This window comes from Modestobacter versicolor, from assembly GCF_041028285.1.
Taxonomy (GTDB): domain Bacteria; phylum Actinomycetota; class Actinomycetes; order Mycobacteriales; family Geodermatophilaceae; genus Modestobacter; species Modestobacter versicolor_A.
The window spans coordinates 828,010-847,375 of record NZ_JABGDB010000001.1; the positions used below are offsets into that span (position 1 = coordinate 828,010).

Annotated in this window: 20 protein-coding genes and 1 other RNA gene; 13 read left to right on the forward strand and 8 right to left on the reverse strand. The window is 76.1% G+C overall.

Annotation, left to right across the window (positions count from 1 at the left end):
- Positions 1 to 25 precede the first annotated feature (25 nt).
- A complete protein-coding gene (locus tag HL054_RS04210) occupies positions 26 to 388 on the reverse strand; it encodes a hypothetical protein (RefSeq protein WP_369137504.1) in 363 nt (120 codons plus the stop codon).
- 109 nt (positions 389 to 497) lie between these two features.
- On the opposite strand from HL054_RS04210, the gene HL054_RS04215 reads away from it, so the two are divergent.
- From HL054_RS04215 to HL054_RS04230, 4 genes are all read left to right on the forward strand, one after another.
- Positions 498 to 989 (forward strand): GNAT family N-acetyltransferase, encoded by a 492-nt coding sequence (locus tag HL054_RS04215; protein WP_369137505.1) that lies wholly within the window; start codon positions 498 to 500, stop codon positions 987 to 989.
- A gap of 131 nt (positions 990 to 1,120) precedes the next feature.
- The gene (locus HL054_RS04220) at positions 1,121 to 2,494 is read left to right on the forward strand and encodes a Nif3-like dinuclear metal center hexameric protein (RefSeq protein ID WP_369137506.1); all 1,374 of its coding nucleotides are present in this window, start codon (positions 1,121 to 1,123) and stop codon (positions 2,492 to 2,494) included.
- A gap of 41 nt (positions 2,495 to 2,535) precedes the next feature.
- On the forward strand, positions 2,536 to 3,276 hold the full coding sequence (locus HL054_RS04225) for a zinc ribbon domain-containing protein (protein WP_369137507.1): 741 nt from the start codon (positions 2,536 to 2,538) through the stop codon (positions 3,274 to 3,276).
- Positions 3,277 to 3,355: 79 nt separating this feature from the next.
- Positions 3,356 to 4,450 (forward strand): bifunctional RNase H/acid phosphatase, encoded by a 1,095-nt coding sequence (locus tag HL054_RS04230; RefSeq protein ID WP_369137509.1) that lies wholly within the window; start codon positions 3,356 to 3,358, stop codon positions 4,448 to 4,450.
- Positions 4,451 to 4,581: 131 nt separating this feature from the next.
- Here the strand turns inward: HL054_RS04230 and HL054_RS04235 are convergent, their stop codons facing one another.
- The 3 genes from HL054_RS04235 to HL054_RS04245 are packed head-to-tail and all read right to left on the reverse strand — an operon-like array spanning position 4,582 to position 7,078.
- Positions 4,582 to 5,352, reverse strand: coding sequence for an amino acid ABC transporter ATP-binding protein (locus HL054_RS04235; RefSeq protein WP_369137510.1), 771 nt, complete (start codon positions 5,350 to 5,352; stop codon positions 4,582 to 4,584).
- Complete coding sequence (locus HL054_RS04240) at positions 5,349 to 6,209, reverse strand: amino acid ABC transporter permease (protein WP_369137511.1); 861 nt, start codon at positions 6,207 to 6,209, stop codon at positions 5,349 to 5,351. Before HL054_RS04240 ends, HL054_RS04235 begins: the two co-directional genes overlap by 4 nt.
- Before the next feature lie 5 nt (positions 6,210 to 6,214).
- Positions 6,215 to 7,078 (reverse strand): ABC transporter substrate-binding protein, encoded by an 864-nt coding sequence (locus HL054_RS04245; RefSeq protein WP_369137512.1) that lies wholly within the window; start codon positions 7,076 to 7,078, stop codon positions 6,215 to 6,217.
- Positions 7,079 to 7,205: 127 nt separating this feature from the next.
- On the opposite strand from HL054_RS04245, the gene nadA reads away from it, so the two are divergent.
- Positions 7,206 to 8,228, forward strand: a complete 1,023-nt coding sequence (gene nadA / locus HL054_RS04250; RefSeq protein ID WP_369137513.1) for a quinolinate synthase NadA — start codon at positions 7,206 to 7,208, stop codon at positions 8,226 to 8,228.
- Positions 8,229 to 8,529: 301 nt separating this feature from the next.
- Here nadA and HL054_RS04255 read toward each other — a convergent pair whose 3' ends face one another.
- Positions 8,530 to 9,285, reverse strand: a complete 756-nt coding sequence (locus tag HL054_RS04255) for a sulfite exporter TauE/SafE family protein (protein WP_369137514.1) — start codon at positions 9,283 to 9,285, stop codon at positions 8,530 to 8,532.
- Positions 9,286 to 9,309: 24 nt separating this feature from the next.
- Here HL054_RS04255 and HL054_RS04260 point away from each other — a divergent pair, with 24 nt between their 5' ends.
- A complete protein-coding gene (locus HL054_RS04260) occupies positions 9,310 to 9,669 on the forward strand; it encodes a DoxX family protein (protein ID WP_369137515.1) in 360 nt (119 codons plus the stop codon).
- Positions 9,670 to 9,780: 111 nt separating this feature from the next.
- Here HL054_RS04260 and HL054_RS04265 read toward each other — a convergent pair whose 3' ends face one another.
- Entirely contained in the window at positions 9,781 to 10,779 is a 999-nt protein-coding gene (locus HL054_RS04265) for an Lrp/AsnC family transcriptional regulator (protein WP_369137516.1), read from the reverse strand.
- Positions 10,780 to 10,878: 99 nt separating this feature from the next.
- On the opposite strand from HL054_RS04265, the gene HL054_RS04270 reads away from it, so the two are divergent.
- From HL054_RS04270 to HL054_RS04285, 4 genes are all read left to right on the forward strand, one after another.
- Complete coding sequence (locus HL054_RS04270) at positions 10,879 to 12,399, forward strand: MFS transporter (protein ID WP_369137517.1); 1,521 nt, start codon at positions 10,879 to 10,881, stop codon at positions 12,397 to 12,399.
- Between the two features lie 19 nt (positions 12,400 to 12,418).
- On the forward strand, positions 12,419 to 13,138 hold the full coding sequence (locus tag HL054_RS04275; protein WP_369137518.1) for a PIG-L deacetylase family protein: 720 nt from the start codon (positions 12,419 to 12,421) through the stop codon (positions 13,136 to 13,138).
- 44 nt (positions 13,139 to 13,182) lie between these two features.
- Positions 13,183 to 13,593, forward strand: an RNA gene (rnpB, locus tag HL054_RS04280) — RNase P RNA component class A.
- A gap of 427 nt (positions 13,594 to 14,020) precedes the next feature.
- Entirely contained in the window at positions 14,021 to 14,146 is a 126-nt protein-coding gene (locus HL054_RS04285) for a hypothetical protein (protein ID WP_369137520.1), read from the forward strand.
- Between the two features lie 145 nt (positions 14,147 to 14,291).
- On the opposite strand, the gene HL054_RS04290 is transcribed toward HL054_RS04285, so the two are convergent.
- Positions 14,292 to 14,738 (reverse strand): MarR family winged helix-turn-helix transcriptional regulator, encoded by a 447-nt coding sequence (locus HL054_RS04290; protein ID WP_369137522.1) that lies wholly within the window; start codon positions 14,736 to 14,738, stop codon positions 14,292 to 14,294.
- Between the two features lie 65 nt (positions 14,739 to 14,803).
- Positions 14,804 to 15,010 carry a hypothetical protein gene (locus tag HL054_RS04295; protein ID WP_369137523.1) on the reverse strand — a complete coding sequence of 69 codons (207 nt, stop codon included), beginning with the start codon at positions 15,008 to 15,010 and terminating at the stop codon, positions 14,804 to 14,806.
- A gap of 144 nt (positions 15,011 to 15,154) precedes the next feature.
- Here HL054_RS04295 and HL054_RS04300 point away from each other — a divergent pair, with 144 nt between their 5' ends.
- From HL054_RS04300 to HL054_RS04310, 3 genes are read left to right on the forward strand one after another with little or no spacing between them, the layout of a single operon-like run.
- Positions 15,155 to 17,890 carry a hypothetical protein gene (locus tag HL054_RS04300; protein WP_369137524.1) on the forward strand — a complete coding sequence of 912 codons (2,736 nt, stop codon included), beginning with the start codon at positions 15,155 to 15,157 and terminating at the stop codon, positions 17,888 to 17,890.
- A complete protein-coding gene (locus HL054_RS04305) occupies positions 17,880 to 18,713 on the forward strand; it encodes an ABC transporter ATP-binding protein (RefSeq protein WP_369137525.1) in 834 nt (277 codons plus the stop codon). The genes HL054_RS04300 and HL054_RS04305 overlap by 11 nt, the downstream gene beginning before the upstream one ends.
- Positions 18,710 to 19,354, forward strand: a complete 645-nt coding sequence (locus tag HL054_RS04310; protein ID WP_369137527.1) for an ABC transporter ATP-binding protein — start codon at positions 18,710 to 18,712, stop codon at positions 19,352 to 19,354. Before HL054_RS04305 ends, HL054_RS04310 begins: the two co-directional genes overlap by 4 nt.
- Positions 19,355 to 19,366: the final 12 nt, after the last annotated feature.

The following is a 19,366-nucleotide window of genomic DNA, read 5'->3' on the forward strand; positions in this document are numbered from 1 at the left end:
GGTCCGGGACGGTCGGCGGCCGGTCTCAGTCGAGCTGCCAGGTGGTCACGGCGGTGCCGGCCGGGGACGCGAACCAGACCACGACGGCCAGCGCGCACAGGGCGAGGACGGCGAGCGCGCCGGCGGCGGCCGGCGTCACCGTCCGCCGGTCGGAGGAGGAGACGGCCAAGAGCTGCAGCACCGCGCCGCCCAGGGCCAGCAGCGCGCCGAGCGGTGCGAGCAGCAGCGCGGCGTACCCGACCAGCAGCTGCCCGCCGCCGTGGTCGTACGGCCGCAGGACGGTGACCACGTAGACCAGGCCCGGGACGACGAGGAGCGGCGCCAGCACCGCCACCGACCGCCAGGTCACCCGGTCCGTCGACGTCCGCTGCGCCACCGTCGTGTCCACGGTGCGGAACCTCCCAGCGCCCCGGGCGCCGGTCAAGGGTCCCCGCCCGCCGGGCCCCGCCGGCTACAACCCGCTCGACCGGTGTCGCCGGGCGGGGCAGGGTGGCCGGGTGACCGAGGTGCGCACCGCCGACGCTGCTGACCTGGCGCAGCTGGCCGCGGTGGAGGCCGCGGCCGACGAGCTGTTCCGGCCGCTGGGGATCACCGACCTGCCGCCCCCGCCGCCGGCCGGGGAGCGGTCCCGCGCCTGGCGGGTGCTGGTGGCCGGCCGGCCGGTGCGGGGGTTCGCCGTGCTGGAGCTCGTCGACGGCGCCGTCCACCTCGAGCAGCTGTCCGTGCACCCCGCCGCAGGCCGCCGCGGCATCGGCGGTGCCCTGCTCGCGGCGACCGTGGCGGCGGCCCGGGAGCACGGCGCGGACCGGGTGACCCTCGTCACCTACGCCGACGTCCCGTGGAACGCGCCGTTCTACGCCCGGCACGGCTGGCGGCCCCTCGACCAGCCCACGCCCGGGCTGCAGGAGCTGCGGCGGCGGGAACGGGCACTGGGCCTGGACCGGCACGGGCAGCGGACCGTGATGGTCCGCTCGCTGTCCGGCCGTTAGCCGGGCGCCCCACGGGGGCACCACCGGAGCATGACCAGGACGACCCCCACCCGGTGAGCACCACCTCCGAGCCGACAGCTGACCCGGCGGACCGCCCATCCGGTTGGGGGCCCGCGCGCGAACGCCGGGCGATGACCACGACCTCACCCGAGCTGTCCGGACGGCCGCTGAGCAGCTCCTCGGCAGGTGCCTCGCGCACGACAGGCCGTCCGTGGCGGGCCGACGCCCAGTCCGAGCTCGTGGCCCTCCCGGGGCAGGAGGACCGGACGGCGACGGTCCGCGAGCTGCCGCTGCCCGGCCTCGCGCTCGGCGAGGTGATCGCCGCCCTGGACGCCCGGTACGACCCCGCGCTGGCCGAGGACTGGGACGCCGTCGGACTGGTCTGCGGCGACCCCGAGGAGCCCGTCCGCTCGGTGATGTTCGCCGTCGACCCGACGGCCGCCGTCGTCGACGAGGCCGTCGCCGCCGGCGTCGACCTGCTGGTCACCCACCACCCGCTGCTGCTCACCCCGGTGCACGGGGTGCCGGCCAGCGACCCCAAGGGCCGGCTGGTGCACCGGCTGGTGCGGGCCGGCGTCGCGCTGTTCACCGCGCACACCAACGCCGACCGGGCCCCCGACCACGGCGTCAACGACGCGCTCGCCACGGCCCTCGGGCTGGGCGACGTCCGCCCGCTGGAGTCGGTGTCCGCGCCGGAGACCGACACGCTGGTGGTCTTCGCGCCGGTGGGCGTCAGCGACCAGCTCGTCGACGCGCTGTCCGCGGCCGGCGCCGGCGTCATCGGCGACTACACCCGCTGCGTCTGGCAGACCACCGGCACCGGCACCTTCATCCCCGGCGAGGAGACCCACCCGGCCATCGGCCGGCGCGGCGAGGTCGAGCGGGTGCCGGAGATCCGGCTGGAGATGGTGGTGCCCCGCGCCCGCCGCGCCGCGGTGCTGCGGGCGCTGCTCGACCTGCACCCCTACGAGGACCCGGGCTACGCCTTCTTCGAGAACTCCGCGACCCCGAGCCGCGCGGGCCTGGGCCGGGTCGGCGAGCTCCGCCGGCCGGTCCTGCTGCGCGACTTCGCCGACCGGGTCGCCGCGGCGCTGCCCGGCACCCCCGGCGGGGTGCGCATCGCCGGCGACCCGGACCGGCTCGTGCGCACCGTGGCCGTCTGCGGGGGCAGCGGCGCCTCGATGCTGGACGCCGCCACCGCGGCCGGTGCCGACGTGTTCGTCACCAGCGACCTCAAGCACCACGCCGCCTCCGACGCCACCGAGAGCACCGGGCCGGCGCTGGTCGACGTGGCGCACTTCGCCTCCGAGTGGCCGTGGCTGCCGGTCGCCGCGGACCTGCTGCACCGCGACCTGGCCGGCCGGGTGCAGGTCGCCGTCTCGGCCCGGCCCACCGACCCGTGGACCTGGCAGATCGGCCAGCAGCAGCCCGCCGGGCGGGACGAGCACGGGCACGGCGACGTCGAGGGCACCCGGCTGCGGTCGGCCGAGGAGCAGACCGACTGATCCGGGGGAAGGGCGGCGGCGCGCGCGGGTAGGTTGGCCGGGTGCAGGCTGACCACTTCGACCAGCAGAAGCTGCTGGCCCTCGCTGCGGAGGACGTCGCCCTCGCGCAACTCGCCCACCGCCAGCGGACCCTTCCCGAGCTCGCCGCCGTCGAGGCGGCCCAGGAGGCGCAGCGGACCCTGTCCGACGACGTCGTCCGGGCCGAGACCGAGGTGCGCGACCTCGACCGCGAGCAGAAGCGGCTGGAGGGCGACGTGGACACCGTCCGGCAGCGCGCCGCGCGCGACCAGTCGCGGATCGACTCGGGGAGCGCGACGCCCAAGGAGATCACCGGGCTGCAGCACGAGCTCGAGTCGCTGCAGCGCCGGCAGTCCGACCTCGAGGACCAGGTGCTCGAGCTGATGGAGCGCCGCGAGGCCGCCGACACCGCGCTGGCCACGGCGCAGGGCGGGCTGGCCGGTGCCCAGGCCGACCAGGACGCCGCCGAGCAGCGCCGCGACGCCGCCCTCGCCGACATCGCCCAGGCGATGGCGCAGCACCGGGCGACCCGGGACGAGATCGCCGGCGCCGTGTCCGCGCCGCTGCTGGCGCTGTACGAGCGGATCGCCAAGCAGACCGGCGGCACCGGCGCGGCGCACCTGCACGCCGGGCGCTGCGAGGGCTGCCGGATCGAGTTCTACGGCACCGAGCTGGCCGCCTACCGCAACGCCGACCCGCACACCGTGCTGCGCTGCGAGAACTGCGGCCGGATCCTGGTGCGCAACGCCGAGTCCGGGCTGTGAGGACGACGGGCGAGCGAGCATCGCAGGGAGCGCCAGCGACCGAGGAGCGGAACGAGTCCGGAGCCGGACGGGGTGCGCTGTGACGCGGCGGTTCGTGGTCGAGGCGGACGGCGGATCGCGGGGCAACCCCGGGCCGGCCGGCTACGGCGCGCTGGTCCGGGACGCCGACACCGGCCGGCTGCTCGCCGAGCGTGCGGAGTCGGTCGGGCGGGCGACCAACAACGTCGCGGAGTACGGCGGGCTCGTGGCCGGCCTGCAGGCGGCCCTCGACCTCGACCCGACGGCGAGCGTCGAGGTGCGGATGGACTCCAAGCTCGTCGTGGAGCAGATGTCGGGCCGCTGGCAGATCAAGCACCCGGACATGAAGGCGCTCGCCGTCCAGGCGCGGGACATCGCCCGGCAGCTGGGGTCGGTGCGCTACACCTGGGTGCCGCGCGCGCAGAACGGTGCGGCCGACGCGCTGGCCAACAGCGCCATGGACGGCCGGCCGGTCCGCCGGGACCTCGCCACCGAGCCGGTCGTGGTCGAGGACGACGTCCAGCCGGTCACCGAGCCCGCGCCGGTCGTCGTCACCACGCTGCACCTGCTGCGGCACGGCCGCACCGAGCACACCCCGGAGCGCCGGTTCAGCGGCAGCAGCGACCTGCCGCTGTCCGACCTCGGCCGCGCCGACGCCGCCGCGGCGGCCCAGCACCTGGCCGGCCGCGGCATCGACGTCATCGTCGCCTCCCCGCTGCAGCGCACCCGGCAGACCGCCGAGGCCGCCGCAGCCGTCCTCGGCGTCCCGGTGGAGGTGGACGGCGACCTGCGAGAGCTGGACTTCGGCGCGTGGGAGGGGCTGACCGCGGCCGAGGCGCAGGCGAAGAGCCCGCTGGCCTACCGTCGCTGGGCCGGGGACACCACGGTCCGCCCGCCGGGTGGCGAGTCGGTGGCCGACGTCTCCGCCCGGGTCGCCCGCGCGCGTGCCCGCGTGCTGGAGCGGCACGCCGGGGCGACCGTGCTGCTGGTCAGCCACGTCACGCCGATCAAGCTGCTGCTCGCCGCCGGGCTGGGCGTGGGCGACGACATCGTGCACCGGGTGTTCCTGGAGGCGGCGTCGCTGTCGACGGTGACCTGGTCCTCCGACGGCCGCACCACGGTGCGCCTGGTCAACGACACGTCCCACCTGGCCTGACCACCCCCGCGCGCGGGACCGCGCGTGGGAAGGCGCGCGAAACCGCGCGTGGGAAGGCGCGCGAAACCGCGCGTGGGAAGGCGCGCGAAAGCGCGTGTGGGTAGGCGCGCGGGAGCTCGCGGACGGCGGGGTCAGAGGCGGCCGGCGTCGATGACCCGGGCCAGGAACTGGCGGGTGCGGGCTTCGACCGGGTCGCCCAGCACCTGCGCGGGCGGGCCGGACTCCAGCACCACGCCGCCGTCGAGGAACGCCACGGTGTCGGCGACCTGCCGGGCGAAGCCCATCTCGTGGGTGGCCATCACGATGGTCATCCCCTGCGCGGCGACCTCCCGGACGACGCGCAGCACCTCACCGACCAGCTCGGGGTCCAGCGCGCTGGTGATCTCGTCGAGCAGCAGCACCCGGGGCCGCACCGCCAGCGCGCGGACGATCGCCACCCGCTGCTGCTGGCCGCCGGAGAGCCGGTCGGGGTACTCGGCGGCCTTGTCGGCCAGCCCGATCCGCTCCAGCAGGCCCAGCGCCTCCTCGCGCACGTCGGCCTTCGGGCGGCCGTGCACGACGGTGGGCGCCAGGGTGACGTTGTCCAGCACCGACAGGTGCGGGAAGAGGTTGTAGGCCTGGAACACCACGCCCAGCCGGCGGCGGACGGCGTCGGCGTCCACCCGCGGGTCGGTGACGTCGTCGCCGTCGAGCAGCACCTGGCCGTCGTCGACGGTCTCCAGCAGGCTGGCGCAGCGCAGCAGCGTCGACTTGCCCGAGCCCGAGCCGCCGATCAGCGCCACCACCTGGTGCTCGTCGACCTCGAGGTCCACCCCGCGCAGCACGACGTTGGTCCCGAAGGCCTTGACCACACCGCGGACCTCGAGCACCGGCTGCGGCGTCGTCCGGGGGGTGGTCGTCACAGGAGGCTCCCTGACTGCTGGCGCCGGCGGGCGCGCGCCGAGACGGCGTCCGCCAGCCGCGCGGAGGGCACGGCCAGCAGCACGAACAGCAGGCCGGCCACCACGTACGGGGTGAAGTTGAAGCTCTGCCCGACCTGGATCTGCGCGGACCGGACGGCGTCGATCGCGCCGAGCACGGAGATCAGCCCGACGTCCTTCTGCAGCGCGACGAAGTCGTTGAGCAGGGCCGGGGTGACCGTGCGCATCGCCTGGGGCAGCACCACGATCCGCATGCTCTGCCGGTGGGTGAGGCCCAGCGACCGGGCAGCGGCGCGCTGGCTGGGGTGCACCGACTCGATGCCGGCGCGGAACACCTCGGCGACGTAGGCCGAGTAGGTGAGCACGATCGCCGCCGTGCCCAGCACGAAGGGCGAGGTGGGCATGCCCTGCAGGCCGAGGGCGGGGAACCCGAAGCCGACGAGGTACAGCACGATGATCAGCGGGACGCCGCGGAAGAGGTCGACGTAGGCGGTCGCCACGATCCGCACCGGCGCGAGCGCGGGCCCGCGCAGCGTCCGCAGCACCGCCACGGCCAGCCCGCAGACCAGCACCAGCAGCCCGCCGACCACCAGGACCTGCAGGTTCAGCAGCAGCCCGCGGGCGATGTCGGGCAGCGACTCCCACGCCACCTGCGGGGAGAAGAACGTCGCCTGCACCCGCGGCCAGCCCGGTGACCGGGTTACCGCCAGCCAGGCGACCACCGCGAACAGCAGCGTGGAGCCCAGCGCGACCAGCGTCGACCGCCGGGCCCGGCTGCGGCGCCAGGCCCGGCGGGAGAGCTCGAGGTCGCTGGGCGGCGGGAGGGCGCCGTCCGGCACGGGGGTCAGGACAGGACGGGGGCGTCGGCGACGTCGGACAGCCACTCCTGCTCGAGGTCGGCGAGCGTGCCGTCCTCGCGCAGCGCGTCGACGGCCTGGCTGACGCAGTCGGTGAGCGGGCTGTCCTTGGCCAGCACCAGGCCGAACTGGTCGGCGGCGGTGCCGGAATCGGCGACCTGGCCGACGATCACGCCGTCGTCGAGCTCGGCCGCGGTGATGAAGAAGGCGGTGGGCAGGTCGACGACGATCGCGTCGACCTGGCCGTTCTGCAGCGCGAGCTTGGCGTCGTCGTTGGTGTTGAAGACCACCGGGTCGCTGTCCGGGGCGATCGTCTCGATCAGCACGTCGAGGCTGGTGGTGCCCACCTGGGCGCCGAGCCGCAGGCCGGCGAGGTCGGCCAGGCTGGTCGCGCCCTCGGCGGCCGAGCCGGCGGTGGTGATCACGGCCTGGCTGACGTCGTAGTACGGCGAGGAGAAGTCGACGGCCTGGCGGCGCTCGTCGGTGATGGAGAACTGGTTGACGTCGAAGTCGAAGGACTTCGCGCCGGGCTGGATGACGCTGTTGAACTGGGCGGTCACCCAGGTGACGTCGTCCTCGGCGTAGCCGAGCTCCTCGGCCACCGCGTAGGCGACGGCGGACTCGAAGCCCTCGCCGTTGGTCGGGTCGTCGCCGCTGAACCACGGCTCGTAGGCCGGGGCGTCGGTGCCGATGGTGAGCGTGCCGTCCTCGAGGGTGGGCAGGTCGCCGGGGGTGCAGCTGCCCGAGCCGGACGACGCCGTGTCGTCGGCGGTCTCCTCCGCGGCGCAGCCGCTGACGGTGACGGCCGCGGCGGCCAGGAGCGCCAGCGTGGCGAGCGGACGACGGCGCATGAGAGGGATCCCCGATCGGTGCTTGAACGTTGTACGAGCAGCTGCATCCTAGGGGTGGCCCGGAGCCCCGCCGGTCCGGGGGACACTGGTGGGGACAGGTGGACAGCCAGCAGCCGGGAGCACCTCGATGACCGCGACGACCAGCACCGCCCGCGTGACGGGTGACCGGACGATGTCCGACGCCGAGTACGAGGCCTGGGCCGCCGAGGTGCGGCAGCTCGCCGACGCCCGCGGCGCCGTCGTCCTGGCGCACAACTACCAGGTGCCCGAGATCCAGGACGTCGCCCACTTCACCGGGGACTCGCTGTACCTGTCCCGGGTGGCCGCGGAGACCGACGCCCGCGAGATCGTCTTCTGCGGCGTGCACTTCATGGCCGAGACCGCGAAGATCCTCTCCCCGGACAAGACGGTGCTGCTGCCCGACCACGCCGCGGGCTGCTCGCTGGCCGACAGCATCACCGCCGAGCAGCTGCGGGAGTGGAAGGCCGAGCACCCCGGCGCCGTCGTCGTCAGCTACGTGAACACGACCGCGGCGGTCAAGGCCGAGACCGACATCTGCTGCACGTCGTCCAACGCCGCCGACGTCATCCGCTCCATCCCGGCGGACCGGGAGGTGCTGTTCTGCCCCGACCAGTTCCTCGGCGCGCACGTCAAGCGGGTGACCGGCCGGGAGAACATCTACATCTGGGCCGGGGAGTGCCACGTGCACGCCGGGATCAGCCCCGCCGACGTGCGCTCGCAGATCGCCGCCCACCCGGGTGCGGAGATCCTGGTGCACCCCGAGTGCGGCTGCACCACCTCGGTGCTGGACCTGGTCAGCCACGGCGACCTGCCCGCCGACCGCACCCGGGTGCTGTCGACCGGCGGCATGGTCGAGGCGGCCGCCGCGACCAAGGCCCCGCAGGTGCTGGTGGCCACCGAGATCGGCATCCTGCACCAGCTGCGGTCGCTGAACTCGGGCACCGAGTTCATCCCGATGAACCAGCGGGCGTCCTGCCGCTACATGAAGATGATCACCCCGGCCAAGCTGCTGCACACGCTGCGCACCGGTGAGGGGGCCATCGACGTCGACCCGCAGGTGGCCGCCAAGGCCCGCCGCGCGGTCGAGGCGATGGTGTCCATCGGCGAGCCAGGCCGCGGCGGGGAGTAGCCGAGCCGCCGTTGATCATCGGCGAACGGCTGCCCCTGCCCGCGTGTCGGCCCGCCGATCGCCGATGATCAACGGGCTCAGACCTGCAGGGCCGCCCACAGCGCGGTGGTGGCGACGGCCAGGGTGAGCGGCACGGTGGCCAGCCCGACGGCGCTGAGATCCGCAGCGCCACGAGGAGCAGCGCGCCGGGTACGGCGATCAGCGCGCCGGGAGTCATGGGCGGCGGCGGCCAGCGTGCCGACCAGCTGGGCGCCGGCCAGGGCGACCCCGAGCCAGGGCGACCCCGAGCAGGCCGACCACCTCAGCCGCGGAGGAACAGGTAGACCGCCACCGCGACGCCGAAGACCACGATCAGGACCCGCAGCGGGGTGCTCGGGATGCGGGTGGCGACCTTGGCGCCGAGGAATCCGCCGACCAGGCTCGCCGGGGCGCAGACGGCGACGTACTCCCAGGCGACGTCGGCCCAGATGCCGAAGACCACCACGGTGACGGTGGCGGTGATCAGCGAGATGGCGCTCTTCATCGCGTTGGCCAGCTTCAGCCGGCCCAGGCCCAGGCCCAGGACGCCGACCAGGATGACCCCCAGCGCCCCGCCGAAGTAGCCGCCGTAGACGGTGGCCAGGAACAGTGCGACGTAGAGCCACGCCGGGTCGCCGGTGCGGCCGTCGTCCTCGCGGCGGCGGAGCCGTCGGGTGATCAGCGGCTGGAAGGCCAGCAGGATGCTGGCCAGGAACACCAGCACCGGGACGACGGAGTCGAACGCCTCGCTCGGGGTGGTGAGCAGCAGCACCGAGCCCACCGTCCCGCCGACGACCGCGGTGAGGCCGAAGCGGACCAGCCGCCCGCGCTGCCCGGCGTACTGCGCGCGGAAGCCGAGCACCCCGCCGACGTAGCCGGGCCACTGGGCGATCGAGTTGGTGACGTTGGCCTGCACCGTGCCCAGCCCCAGCGCGACCAGCGTGGGGAAGAGGATCAGCGAGCCGCCGCCGGCGATGGAGTTGACCCCGCCGGCCAGCAGCGCGACCCCGGCGGCGATCAGCAGGTCGACAGCGGACACGTCCGCGGACCCTACGGTGTGGGCATGGGGACTGACGGACGGGCGCTGGTGATCGCGGCGGGGTTGGCCGGCAGCGGCGCGCTGCACCTGGTCCGGCCGCGGACCTACGACTGGATGATCCCGCCGGAGCTCGGCCCGGCCCGGCCGTGGGTGACCGGCAGCGGCGTCGCCGAGCTGGCCACCGCGGCGCTGCTCGCGGTGCCCGCGACCCGGCGGGCCGGGGGCTGGGCCGCGGTGGCGGTGCTGGCCGGGGTGCTGCCCGCGCACCTGCAGACCGTGCGGTCGCTGCGGCACGACCGGCGGAAGCTCGCGGTGGCCGTCGCCCGCATCCCGTTCCAGCTGCCGATGCTCCAGGCCGCCCTCCGCGTCGCCCGCGGTGGTTGACGGGGGTGGCGGCGTTGGGATCAGGTCCCCTGATCGAACGCCGTCCTCCCGCAGCAACGTCGGTGCGGGGGGACGGCCTTTGATCAGGGGACCTGATCCAAAGCCAAGCGCTCAGCGGCCGCGGACCGGGGGAGGCTCGGGGTCGGTCAGCCGCGGGCCGTCCATCAGGCTGCCGGCCTGCTTGACCCGGCGCAGCACCGTCGAGGTCTCCAGCGTGCGCACCGGCAGCGCGCCGACCCGGTCGGTGAGGAAGCGGTACAGGTGCGCGGTGTCCCGGCAGGTGACCGCCACCAGCACGTTGACCGGCCCGGTGACGACCGCGGTGAAGGCGGTCTCCGGCTCGCGGGCCAGCGACTCCCCGACGTGCGCGATGTCGGCCGGGGCGACGCCGAGCCAGAGCAGCGCGCTCACCGGGTGGCCGAGCAGCTCGGTGGCGATCTCCAGGTCGAAGTAGAGGGTGCCGGCGGCCCGCAGCGCGTCGACCCGGCGGGCCACCCGGCTCTCCGACCAGCCAGTGACGCCGGCCAGTTCCGCGTAGCTGAGCCGGCCGTCGGTGGCCAGCGCCGCCAGCAGCAGGTCGTCGTCCGGGTCGAGGGCGAGCGGTGTGCCGCCGGTGGCCGGGTGCCCGGAGTCCAGGGCGGTGATCTGCTCGGCGGTGAGCGGGTCGTCGAACCCGGTCCACTCGTACACCCCGCCGACGTAGGCGTGCAGCACCGAGAACGCGGTCAGGTCGATCACCTGCACGGTGCGCGGCAGCCGGTCCAGCAGCAGCGCGTCGCGCTGCCGGGGGGTGCGCGGCTTGGTCGAGCAGGTGATCTCCGCGCCGCCGGCGGTGAGGCTGACCCACGAGACGTCGGGACGGCGGGCCAGCGCGTCGGCGACCGCGCCCGCCGCGGCCGGCTGGACCCGGACCCTGATGTGCCAGCTCGGCTCGGTCGCCTCCGGGGTGGTCAGCCCCAGCACCCGGACGACGCCGTCGGCCCGCAGCCGCCGCCAGCGCCGGGCAACGGTCTGCTCCGAGACGCCCAGCACGGTGGCCACCCGGCTGAACGGGGCCCGGCCGTCGACCTGCATGGCATGCACGATCTGACGGTCGATGGCGTCGATCACGTCGTCATCATGCACGAGTGGCCCGGGGCGTGGAGGATCGCGTCAGCGTCGGCCGTCCGAGTGGTCGGTGGGGCACAACCGGTCGCAGAGTGTGCAGTCATGCGCAAGTGGTTGCCGCTGGTCGCGATCTGCACCGGCACGTTCATGCTCCTCGTCGACGTCACCATCGTGAACGTCGCCCTCCCCGACATGGCCGTCGACCTCGGCACCAGCTTCGGCCAGCTGCAGTGGGTGGTGGACGTGTACGCCCTCGGCTTGGCCGCGCTGGTGCTCGGCGCCGGCTCGCTGGCCGACCTGTACGGCCGGCGCCGGGCCTACGTCGTCGGGCTGGTGCTCTTCGCGCTCGCCTCGCTGGCCTGCGGCCTCGCCCCGAACGCCGAGCTCTTGATCGTGGCGCGGGCGGTGCAGGGGGTCGGCGGTGCCGCGATGCTGGCCACCACCATCGCGCTGATCAACACCAGCTACGAGGGCCGGGACCGCGGCACCGCGTTCGGCGTCTGGGGTGCGGTGGTCGGTGCCGCCGCGGCGCTGGGCCCGATCCTCGGCGGCGCGCTCACCGAGCTGTCCTGGCGGTGGATCTTCTTCGTGAACCTGCCGATCAGCGTGTTCGCCGTCGCGGTGACGCTGGCCGCCGTGCAGGAGTCCCGCCAGCCGCACGCGCCGGCGCCCGACGTCCCGGGCATCGCCCTGTTCACCCTGGGCGCCGGTGGCATCGTCTTCGGCCTGGTGCGCGCCGCCGCCGACGGCTGGGGCGCGCTGGTCGCCTGGGGACCGCTGGCCGCCGGGCTCGTCGTCCTGGCCGGGTGGGTGCTGGTCGAGCGCGGTCGCCGGGCGCCGATGCTCGACGTCTCGCTGTTCGGCAACCGGTCGTTCACCGGGATCATGCTGGGCGCCCTGCTGCTGAACGCGGCCGCCTTCTCCGCCAGCCTCTACACCTCGCTGTGGCTCCAGTCGGTGCTCGGCCTCTCCCCGCTCCAGGGCGGGCTGGTCTTCATCCCGCTGTCGGTCTGCAGCTTCGTCGTCGCCGCGCTGGCCGGGCGGTCCCTGCAGACGATGGCGCCGCGGTGGGTGCTCGGCGGCGGGCTGACGCTGGTTGGCGTCGCCTCCCTGCTGCTGGCCCTGGTCGACGCCGACTCGACCTGGCGGGTGCTGGTGCCCGGGCTCGCGGTGCTCGGCATCGGGGTCGGCGTCGCCAACCCGACGCTGGCCTCGGCGGCGCTGGCGACCGTGCCCCGGGAGCGCAGCGGGATGGCCTCCGGTGCGGTGAACACCGCCCGCCAGCTCGGCTTCGCCCTCGGCGTGGCCGTGCTGGGCAGCGTCTTCACCGCGCAGGCGACAGCAGCGCTGCGGGACGGCGGGGCGCCGGACGCCGCGGGCACCGCCGCCGCGCTGACCGCGGGCCAGGCCGGCCAGCTGGTGGGCGCCGCGCCGGCCGCGGACCGGGCGACCCTGGCCGACCTGCTGGGCACCGCCTACGCCAGCGGACTCCGCGACGTCTACCTGGTGTGCGCTGCCGCCGGCATCGCCGGCGGGCTGCTGGTGCTCTGGCTGGTGCGGGCGGCCGCGCCGTCGGGGCAGCAGCGGGCGACCGCCGAGCCGGAGGCCGCCACCAGCCGCTGAGCCGGGGCAGACTCGGCACATGGCCGCCTCCCCGTTCCCCGACGACTGGCAGCGCGCCCTCGTCGTCGCCGCCCACCCCGACGACATCGAGTACGGCATCGCCGCGGCGGTGGCGGTCTGGACGGCGGCCGGCAAGGACGTGCACTACGTGCTGGCCACCCGCGGCGAGGCCGGGATGGAGGGGGTGGCCCCGGACGTCGCCGGCCCGGTGCGCGAGGAGGAGGAGCGGCGGTCGGCCGCGGTGGTCGGGGTGACCGAGGTGGAGTTCCTCGACCACCGGGACGGCGTCCTCGTCGGTGGGCCCGACCTGCGCCGGGACCTGGCCGGGGCGATCCGGCGGCACCGCCCGGAGCTCGTCGTCACGGGCTACTTCGGCCCGACGTGGACCCCGCCGGGGGTGTCGCCGGCCTACCTGAACTCCGCCGACCACCAGGCGCTCGGCCAGTCCGTGCTCGACGCGGTCGCGGACGCCGCCAACGAGTGGATCTTCCCGGACCTGACCGAGCCGCGGTGGACGGGCGTGCAGTACATCGCCGTGCAGGACATGGCCGACCCGCCGCACGAGGTCGACGTCGCCGACCAGGTCGAGGCCGCCGTCCGGTCGCTGGTCGAGCACCGCCGCTACCTGGAGCTGCTGAGCGCCGTCCCGGTCGAGGAGCAGGCGCGCCAGGTCATCGACATGTCGACCCTGACCGAGGACGAGCGGCGGCGGGTCGGCTTCCGGCTCTACTGGGGCTGACCGCTCCACCGGGCGGCGCCGGGTAGGGTCCCGGGCACGACGGACGAGTCGGCTGGGCGGTCGCGTCGGCGGGGGAGACCCTGCCGCCGAGGAACGTCCGGGCTCCACAGGGCAGGGTGGTCGTCAACAGCGACCCGGGGTGACCCGCGGGACAGTGCCACAGAGAACAGACCGCCAGTGCTCGCACTGGTAAGGGTGAAACGGCGGTGTAAGAGACCACCGCACACCGGGTGACCGGTGTGGCTCGGTAAACCCCACCCGGAGCAAGGTCGAGAAGGGACGACGGACGGAGCGATCCGACCGCCGTCCTGCGCAGGCGTTCGAGGGCGGCCCGCCCGAGCCTGCGGGTAGACCGCTCGAGCCTGCCGGCAACGGCAGGCCTAGATGGATGACCGCCCATCGGGAGGCCGTGAGGCACCCGGGGACAGAACCCGGCGTACAGGCCGACTCGTCCGTCGCCCCCGCTCCACCTGTGCCGCCGCGGGGCGCGGCCCCGCGGCGCCGGGGCCGGCCCCGGGCTCGGGCCGCTGCCGGGCCACCTCGGCCAGGAAGGCCCGCGGGTCGTCGGCGAACAGCCGGATGGTCCGCACCGCCGCGGCGCCCTCGGGCACCCGGACCTCGAGCGGCCGGTCGAGCGTGAGCTCGACGGTGGTCTGGTCGTGCATCCACAGCTGCAGGGTCACCGTGCCGTCCTCGCCCGGGAGCACCCGCGGTGACTTGTCCGCCCGGACCTGCGTCCGCCGGGTGACCCGGTCGATCGCCTCCCACGGCACCTGGACCTCCACGTCCGTCGCGTACCGGACGGTGATGCCGGCCGGGCCGACGGCGTGCGGCCGGGTGACCATCGCGGCGAGGAGTCCGCACATCCAGGTGAGGCCCCAGATGCCGAGGACCAGCAACGGGACCCGGACGAGCGGCCAGCGCTGGACGAGGACGTCGACGGCGACCAGCTCGATCGCGGACACCACGATGAAGGTGACGAGCACCGGCAGCACGACCCGGTGGTAGCTGAACGCGGTCGCGCCCGCCGGCACCCGCGGCCGGCGCAGGAGGAACCTGTAGAGGCTCAGCCAGACCCCGATCTCCAGCTGGACCGCGCGCACGGCGAGGTGGCGGACCGTCTGCCAGGGCGTGCGGCCGGGCCCGGTCGTGCTCATGACGGGGCCGCCACGTCCATCAGCTCGTGCAGCCGGTCGGTGACGGTGTCCAGGTCGGTGCAGAACCGTTCGAGCCGGTCGGCGGGGAAGCCGGCCACCAGGTGGGCCGCGATCCGGCGGTGGCTGGTCGCCATCTCGGCCGTCGTGCGTGCGCCCAGCTCGGTGAGCGTCACCAGCGTGACCCGCCGGTCGGTGGGGTGCTGCTCGCGGCGGACGAACCCGCGCTCCTCGAGCGCGTCGACCAGGCCGGTCACGTTCCGGGGGCTGACGTCCAGCGCCGTGGCGAGCGCCCGCTGGCTGCAGGGGCCGCGGTGGTGCACCTCCCAGAGCAGGTGCGTGCGCGCCGGCGTGAGACCGGCCGGCTCCAGCTCCCGGCCCATGTCCTGCTGCACGAGCAGGGCGATCTCCAGCAGGCGGTCGAAGACGTGCACGTCCGAGGCCATGATCGTGATGCTACTACACGGTTACCTCACTTCACGATCTCCGACCGGCCCGCGCCGGCGGGTGGTCAGCGCAGCGAGTCGGGGGCGACGTCGGCCACGATCGCCCGGAACGTGCTGGTGTCCACCTCGTCGTCGACGGTGACCCGGACGATGTCGGTGACCTGCTGCCGCGACGTCGAGCGGGCGGCGCTCACCCGGGCGGCGGCGATGAGCTTCAGCTGGTGCAGCCGGGCCGTGGAGCCGGGGACCGGGGGGAGCTGGTTCTCGCGCATGGACGGACGGTAGGCAGATCGTCCAGGCGTCCGGGGGAGGCGCGGGGACCGTGTCCGACTGCCCCGCCCCGGCCGCCCCACCAGGACCACCCCGTCACGTCCGTCGCGGTGCCCGGCGGCCTCCCCGGTCGCTACCCTCCGCCGATGGGCCCTCGGCGCTCCGCCTCCGGTGTGCTGCGCCGGCTCCGGATCGCGCTGGTCCCCGACCCCGGGCAGTCGCTCGGGCTGGCCGCGCTCGTCGCGGTGCTCACCGCCGCGCTGGTCTCGGTGCCGCTGGTGCTGGGGTCCGCGGAGCAGGGGGCGTGGCAGGAGCAGCGGCGGGCGCAGTCGGCCGCCGGTATCGGGGCCACGCTGTCCTCCGCCGCCAAGCCCGCCCAGCCCGAGGGCGCACCGACCGCCCCGGGGGCGGCCGACGTGCAGACGGTGCCGGCCGGACCGCTCGCGCTCGTCCCCGACCTGGACGCCGCGGTCGCGGAGGCGGCGGCGGCCACCGGCACCGGCACCCCGGAGTCCCTGGCCAGGTTCCGCGTCCCGCTGTTCGCGCCGGCCCGGGCCGACTTCGTCACCCGTGCGCAGCTGCTGCACCGCGATGGCGCGGCCGGCCACGTCGAGGTGGTCGACGGCAGCGCCGACACCCGCGGGGTCCTGCTGCCGCGCCGGCTGGCCGACGAGCTGGGGCTCGGCCCGGGGGACACCTTCGCCGCCGAGTCCGCCGAGGGGCTGCCCACCGCGCTGCCGGTGGCCGGCGTCTACGCCGACCTCGTCGACCCGCTGCCGACCTGGTGGGAGGGGCAGCGCGAGCTGTTCGTGGCCCGCCGCGACCCCGAGTCGGGCACCGACGTCCTCCCGCCGCCGGTCGTCCTCGCTCCCCGGGACGTCGTGCTCGCGGCGGCCGAGGACGTCCAGCAGGACCTGTTCCTCCGCTGGTCGCTGCCGCTCGCCGAGGGCATCGGCGTCGGCGAGGCGCGCGCCGCGGCCCGGCGGCTCGAGCAGCTGGGCGTGGTCCTGGCCGACCCGGCCTCGCCGGTCGCGCAGCTGGTGACCACGGCCGACTTCCCGCGTCCCCGTCCCGCCTCCGAGCTGCCCGCCGCCCTGGCGGTCGTGGACAGCACCGTGGCGCTGCTCCGGCCGCAGGTCGGCGCGGTGGGCACCGGCGGCGGGGCAGCGGCGCTGGTCCTCGTCGGGGCCTGGGCGGGGTGGCGGACCCGGCGGCGCGGCGACGAGCTGGCCGCGCTGGTGGCCCGGGGGGTGTCCCCGCTGCGCGCGGCCGGGACGGCGGGGCGGGAGGCGCTGCTGCCCGTGCTGGCCGGGGCGGTCCTGGGCACCGGCGGCGCCTGGGCACTCGTCCGGCTCGGCGGGCCGGCGGCGGACCTGCCGGGGTCGGTGTGGCCGCGCGCCGGGGGAGCGCTGGCCGTCGGGGCGCTGGCCGCGCTGCTGGTCGTCGGCCTGGTGACCGGCGCCCTCGTGGCCCGGGCCGGGCAGCTGTCCCCGGGCCCGCTGGTCCAGTGGCTGGGCCGGCTGCCGTGGCTGGCCGTCACGGCGGCGGTCACCGCCGTCGCCGCCGTCCCGCTGGTCACCGGGGACCGCGGCGACCGGACGCTCGGCCCGGTGCCGCTGGCCGTGCCGCTGCTGGTGACCGTCGTCGTGGCCGGGGCGGTCACCGCGGCGCTGCCGCTGCTCGGCCGGCGGGCGGGGGCCCGGGTGCGGCGGCTGCCCCCGGCCGGCTTCCTGGTCGCCCGCCGCGTGCTGGCGGCGCCGGGCGCCACCCGGCTGGTCGTCGTGACGACGGCGCTGTCCCTCGGGCTGGTCGTGTACGCCGGTGCCCTGGCCGACTCCAGCCGGCGGTCGCTCGCGGCGAAGGCCGCCGTCGACACCCCCGCCGACGTCGTCGCGCCGCTGGTCCGCCGCACCGTCGAGGAGGGCGCGCTGCCGCCCGGGGCCACGATGGTCGGCTACGAGGAGGGGCTGGACGTCGTCCCGGGGGGTTCGACCGCCGACCTGCTGGCCGTGCGCCCCGACGAGCTGCCCGGGATCGTCCACTGGGACGACGCCCTCGCCGACCGGCCGCTGGCGGACCTGCTGGCGGCCCTGGCCGACGACCGCGGCACCGGGCGGGTGCCGGTGGTCGCAGCCGGCCCGGCGTCCGGCGCGCCGGCGGTCGGCCGCGAGCTCGAGGTGTCCCTGGGCCGCTACTACGCGGTGCCCGTCGTGGTCGTCGCCCGGGCCGAGGCATTCCCCGGCCAGCGCTCGCGGCTGCCGCTGCTCGTCGCCGACTGGGACAGCCTGGGTGCCGCGCTCGCCGCGGTCGACCGCGAGCCGGCCGGCGTCCTGGACCGCCAGGTGTGGGCCGCCGGTGCGGCCACCCCGCTGCTGGAGGCCCTCGCCGCCGCTGAGTACGGCGTCGACGAGACGGCCGTGGACACCGGCGGTGCGTTCGCGCTCCGGCCGGAGGTCCGGGCGCTGTCCTGGTCGCTGGGGTACCTGCGCGCCGTCGCGCTGGCCGCCGGCGGGCTCGGGCTGGTCGCGCTGGCCCTGCACGCGGCCGCCCAGCAGCGCCACCGCACGGTGGCGGCGCTGCTGCTGGCCCGGATGGGGATGAGCCGCCGCGCCTCGGACACCGCGGCCGGGCTGGAGACCGGGCTGCTCGCCGGGCTGGCCACCGTCGTCGCCCTGGCGGTGGCGCTGCCGGCGTCGGCGCTGGTGCTGCCGCTGCTGGACCCGGTGCCCGCGGTGCTGCCCGGGGTCACCGTCGCGGTGCCGTGGCCGACCGTCGGCCTCACCGTGGCCGGCGCGGCGCTGGCGACCGCCGCCGCGACGTGGCTGGTGGGTCGCGCCGCCGGGCGCACGAGCGGTGGGCAGGTGATGCGCGATGCCGGGTGACCCGCGGGCACCGGCCGCGCTGTGCGAGGGGCTGGTCCGCATCTACTGGTCCCGCAGCGGCGAGGTGCACGCGCTCAAGGGCGTCGACGCCGTCGTCCCGGCCGGCCGGCTGACCGCCGTCACCGGGCCGTCCGGGTCGGGCAAGAGCTCGCTGCTGCGGGTCCTGGCCGCCCAGGACCGGCCCACCGCCGGCCGGGCCGAGGTCGCCGGGGAGTCCCTCGCCGGCATGTCGGCCCGCCGGCTGCGCGCGGTGCGGCGCCGGCACGTCGGCTACGTCTTCCCCCGGCCCGCGGCGAACCTGGTGCCGCACCTGACCGGGCGCGAGCACCTGGCCATGGCCGCCCGGCTGCGGGGGGTGCCGCGGGCCCGTGCCGCCCGCGAGGGCGGAGAGCTGCTCGACCTGCTCGGCATCGCCGACCGCGCCGGGCACCTGCCCGGCCAGCTGTCCGGGGGAGAGCAGCAGCGGCTGGCCTTCGCGCTGGCGGTGATCGGCGGGCCGGCGCTGGTCGTCGCGGACGAGCCGACCGGCGAGCTGGACTCGCAGACGACCGCGGAGCTGCTCACCGCCGTCCGGGCGCTGACCCGGGCCGGCACCACGGTCGTGCTGGCCACCCACGACCCGCTGGCCGCCGCGGCCGCCGACCAGGTCGTGCACCTGCGCTCCGGCACCGTGGCGCACGAGGAGGTGGCCGGTCAGCGGCTGGCGGTCATCGACGGCGACGGGCGGGTGCAGCTGCCCGAGGAGGCGCTGCGCCGGTTCCCCGACCGGCGGGTGCGGATCGACGTGACGCCCGACGGCGTCGTCCTGCGGGAGCCGTCGTGACCGTGCTGCGCGCCGTCGACGTGCACAAGACGCACCGCCGCGGGCAGGAGCGGGTGCACGCGCTCCGCGGGGTCAGCCTGGAGGTGCACCCCGGTGAGGTGGTGCTGCTGCTGGGCCGGTCCGGCTCGGGCAAGACCACGCTGCTCAACTGCCTGCTGGGCTGGGAGACCCCCGACTCGGGCACGGTCAGCGTGCCCGGCGCCGCCGAGCCGGCCGCGGCCTCCTGGCGGACGGTCGCCGTCGTGCCCCAGCGGTTCGGGCTGCTCGAGGAGCTCAGCCTCGCCGACAACGTCACGGTGCCGGCCCGGCTGGCCGGGGTCGACCGGCCCCGCGAGGCGGCGCTCGCCACCCTGGCCGACCTCGGGCTGGGGCACCTGGCCGACCGGTCGCCCGACGAGGTGTCGCTGGGGGAGCAGCAGCGGACGGCGCTGGCCCGCGCGCTCGTCGTCCGCCCGGCGTTCCTGGTGGCCGACGAGCCGACCGCCCGGCTGGACGAGGAGACCTCCACCCGGGTGCTGGCCCTGCTGCGCGACCGGTACGCCGCCGCGGGCACCGGGGTGCTCCTCGCCGGCCACGACCCGCTCGCCGTCGCGATCGCCGACCGTGTCGTCCGGCTCAGCGACGGCGTCCTGCTGCCCTGACCCCCTGCTTCC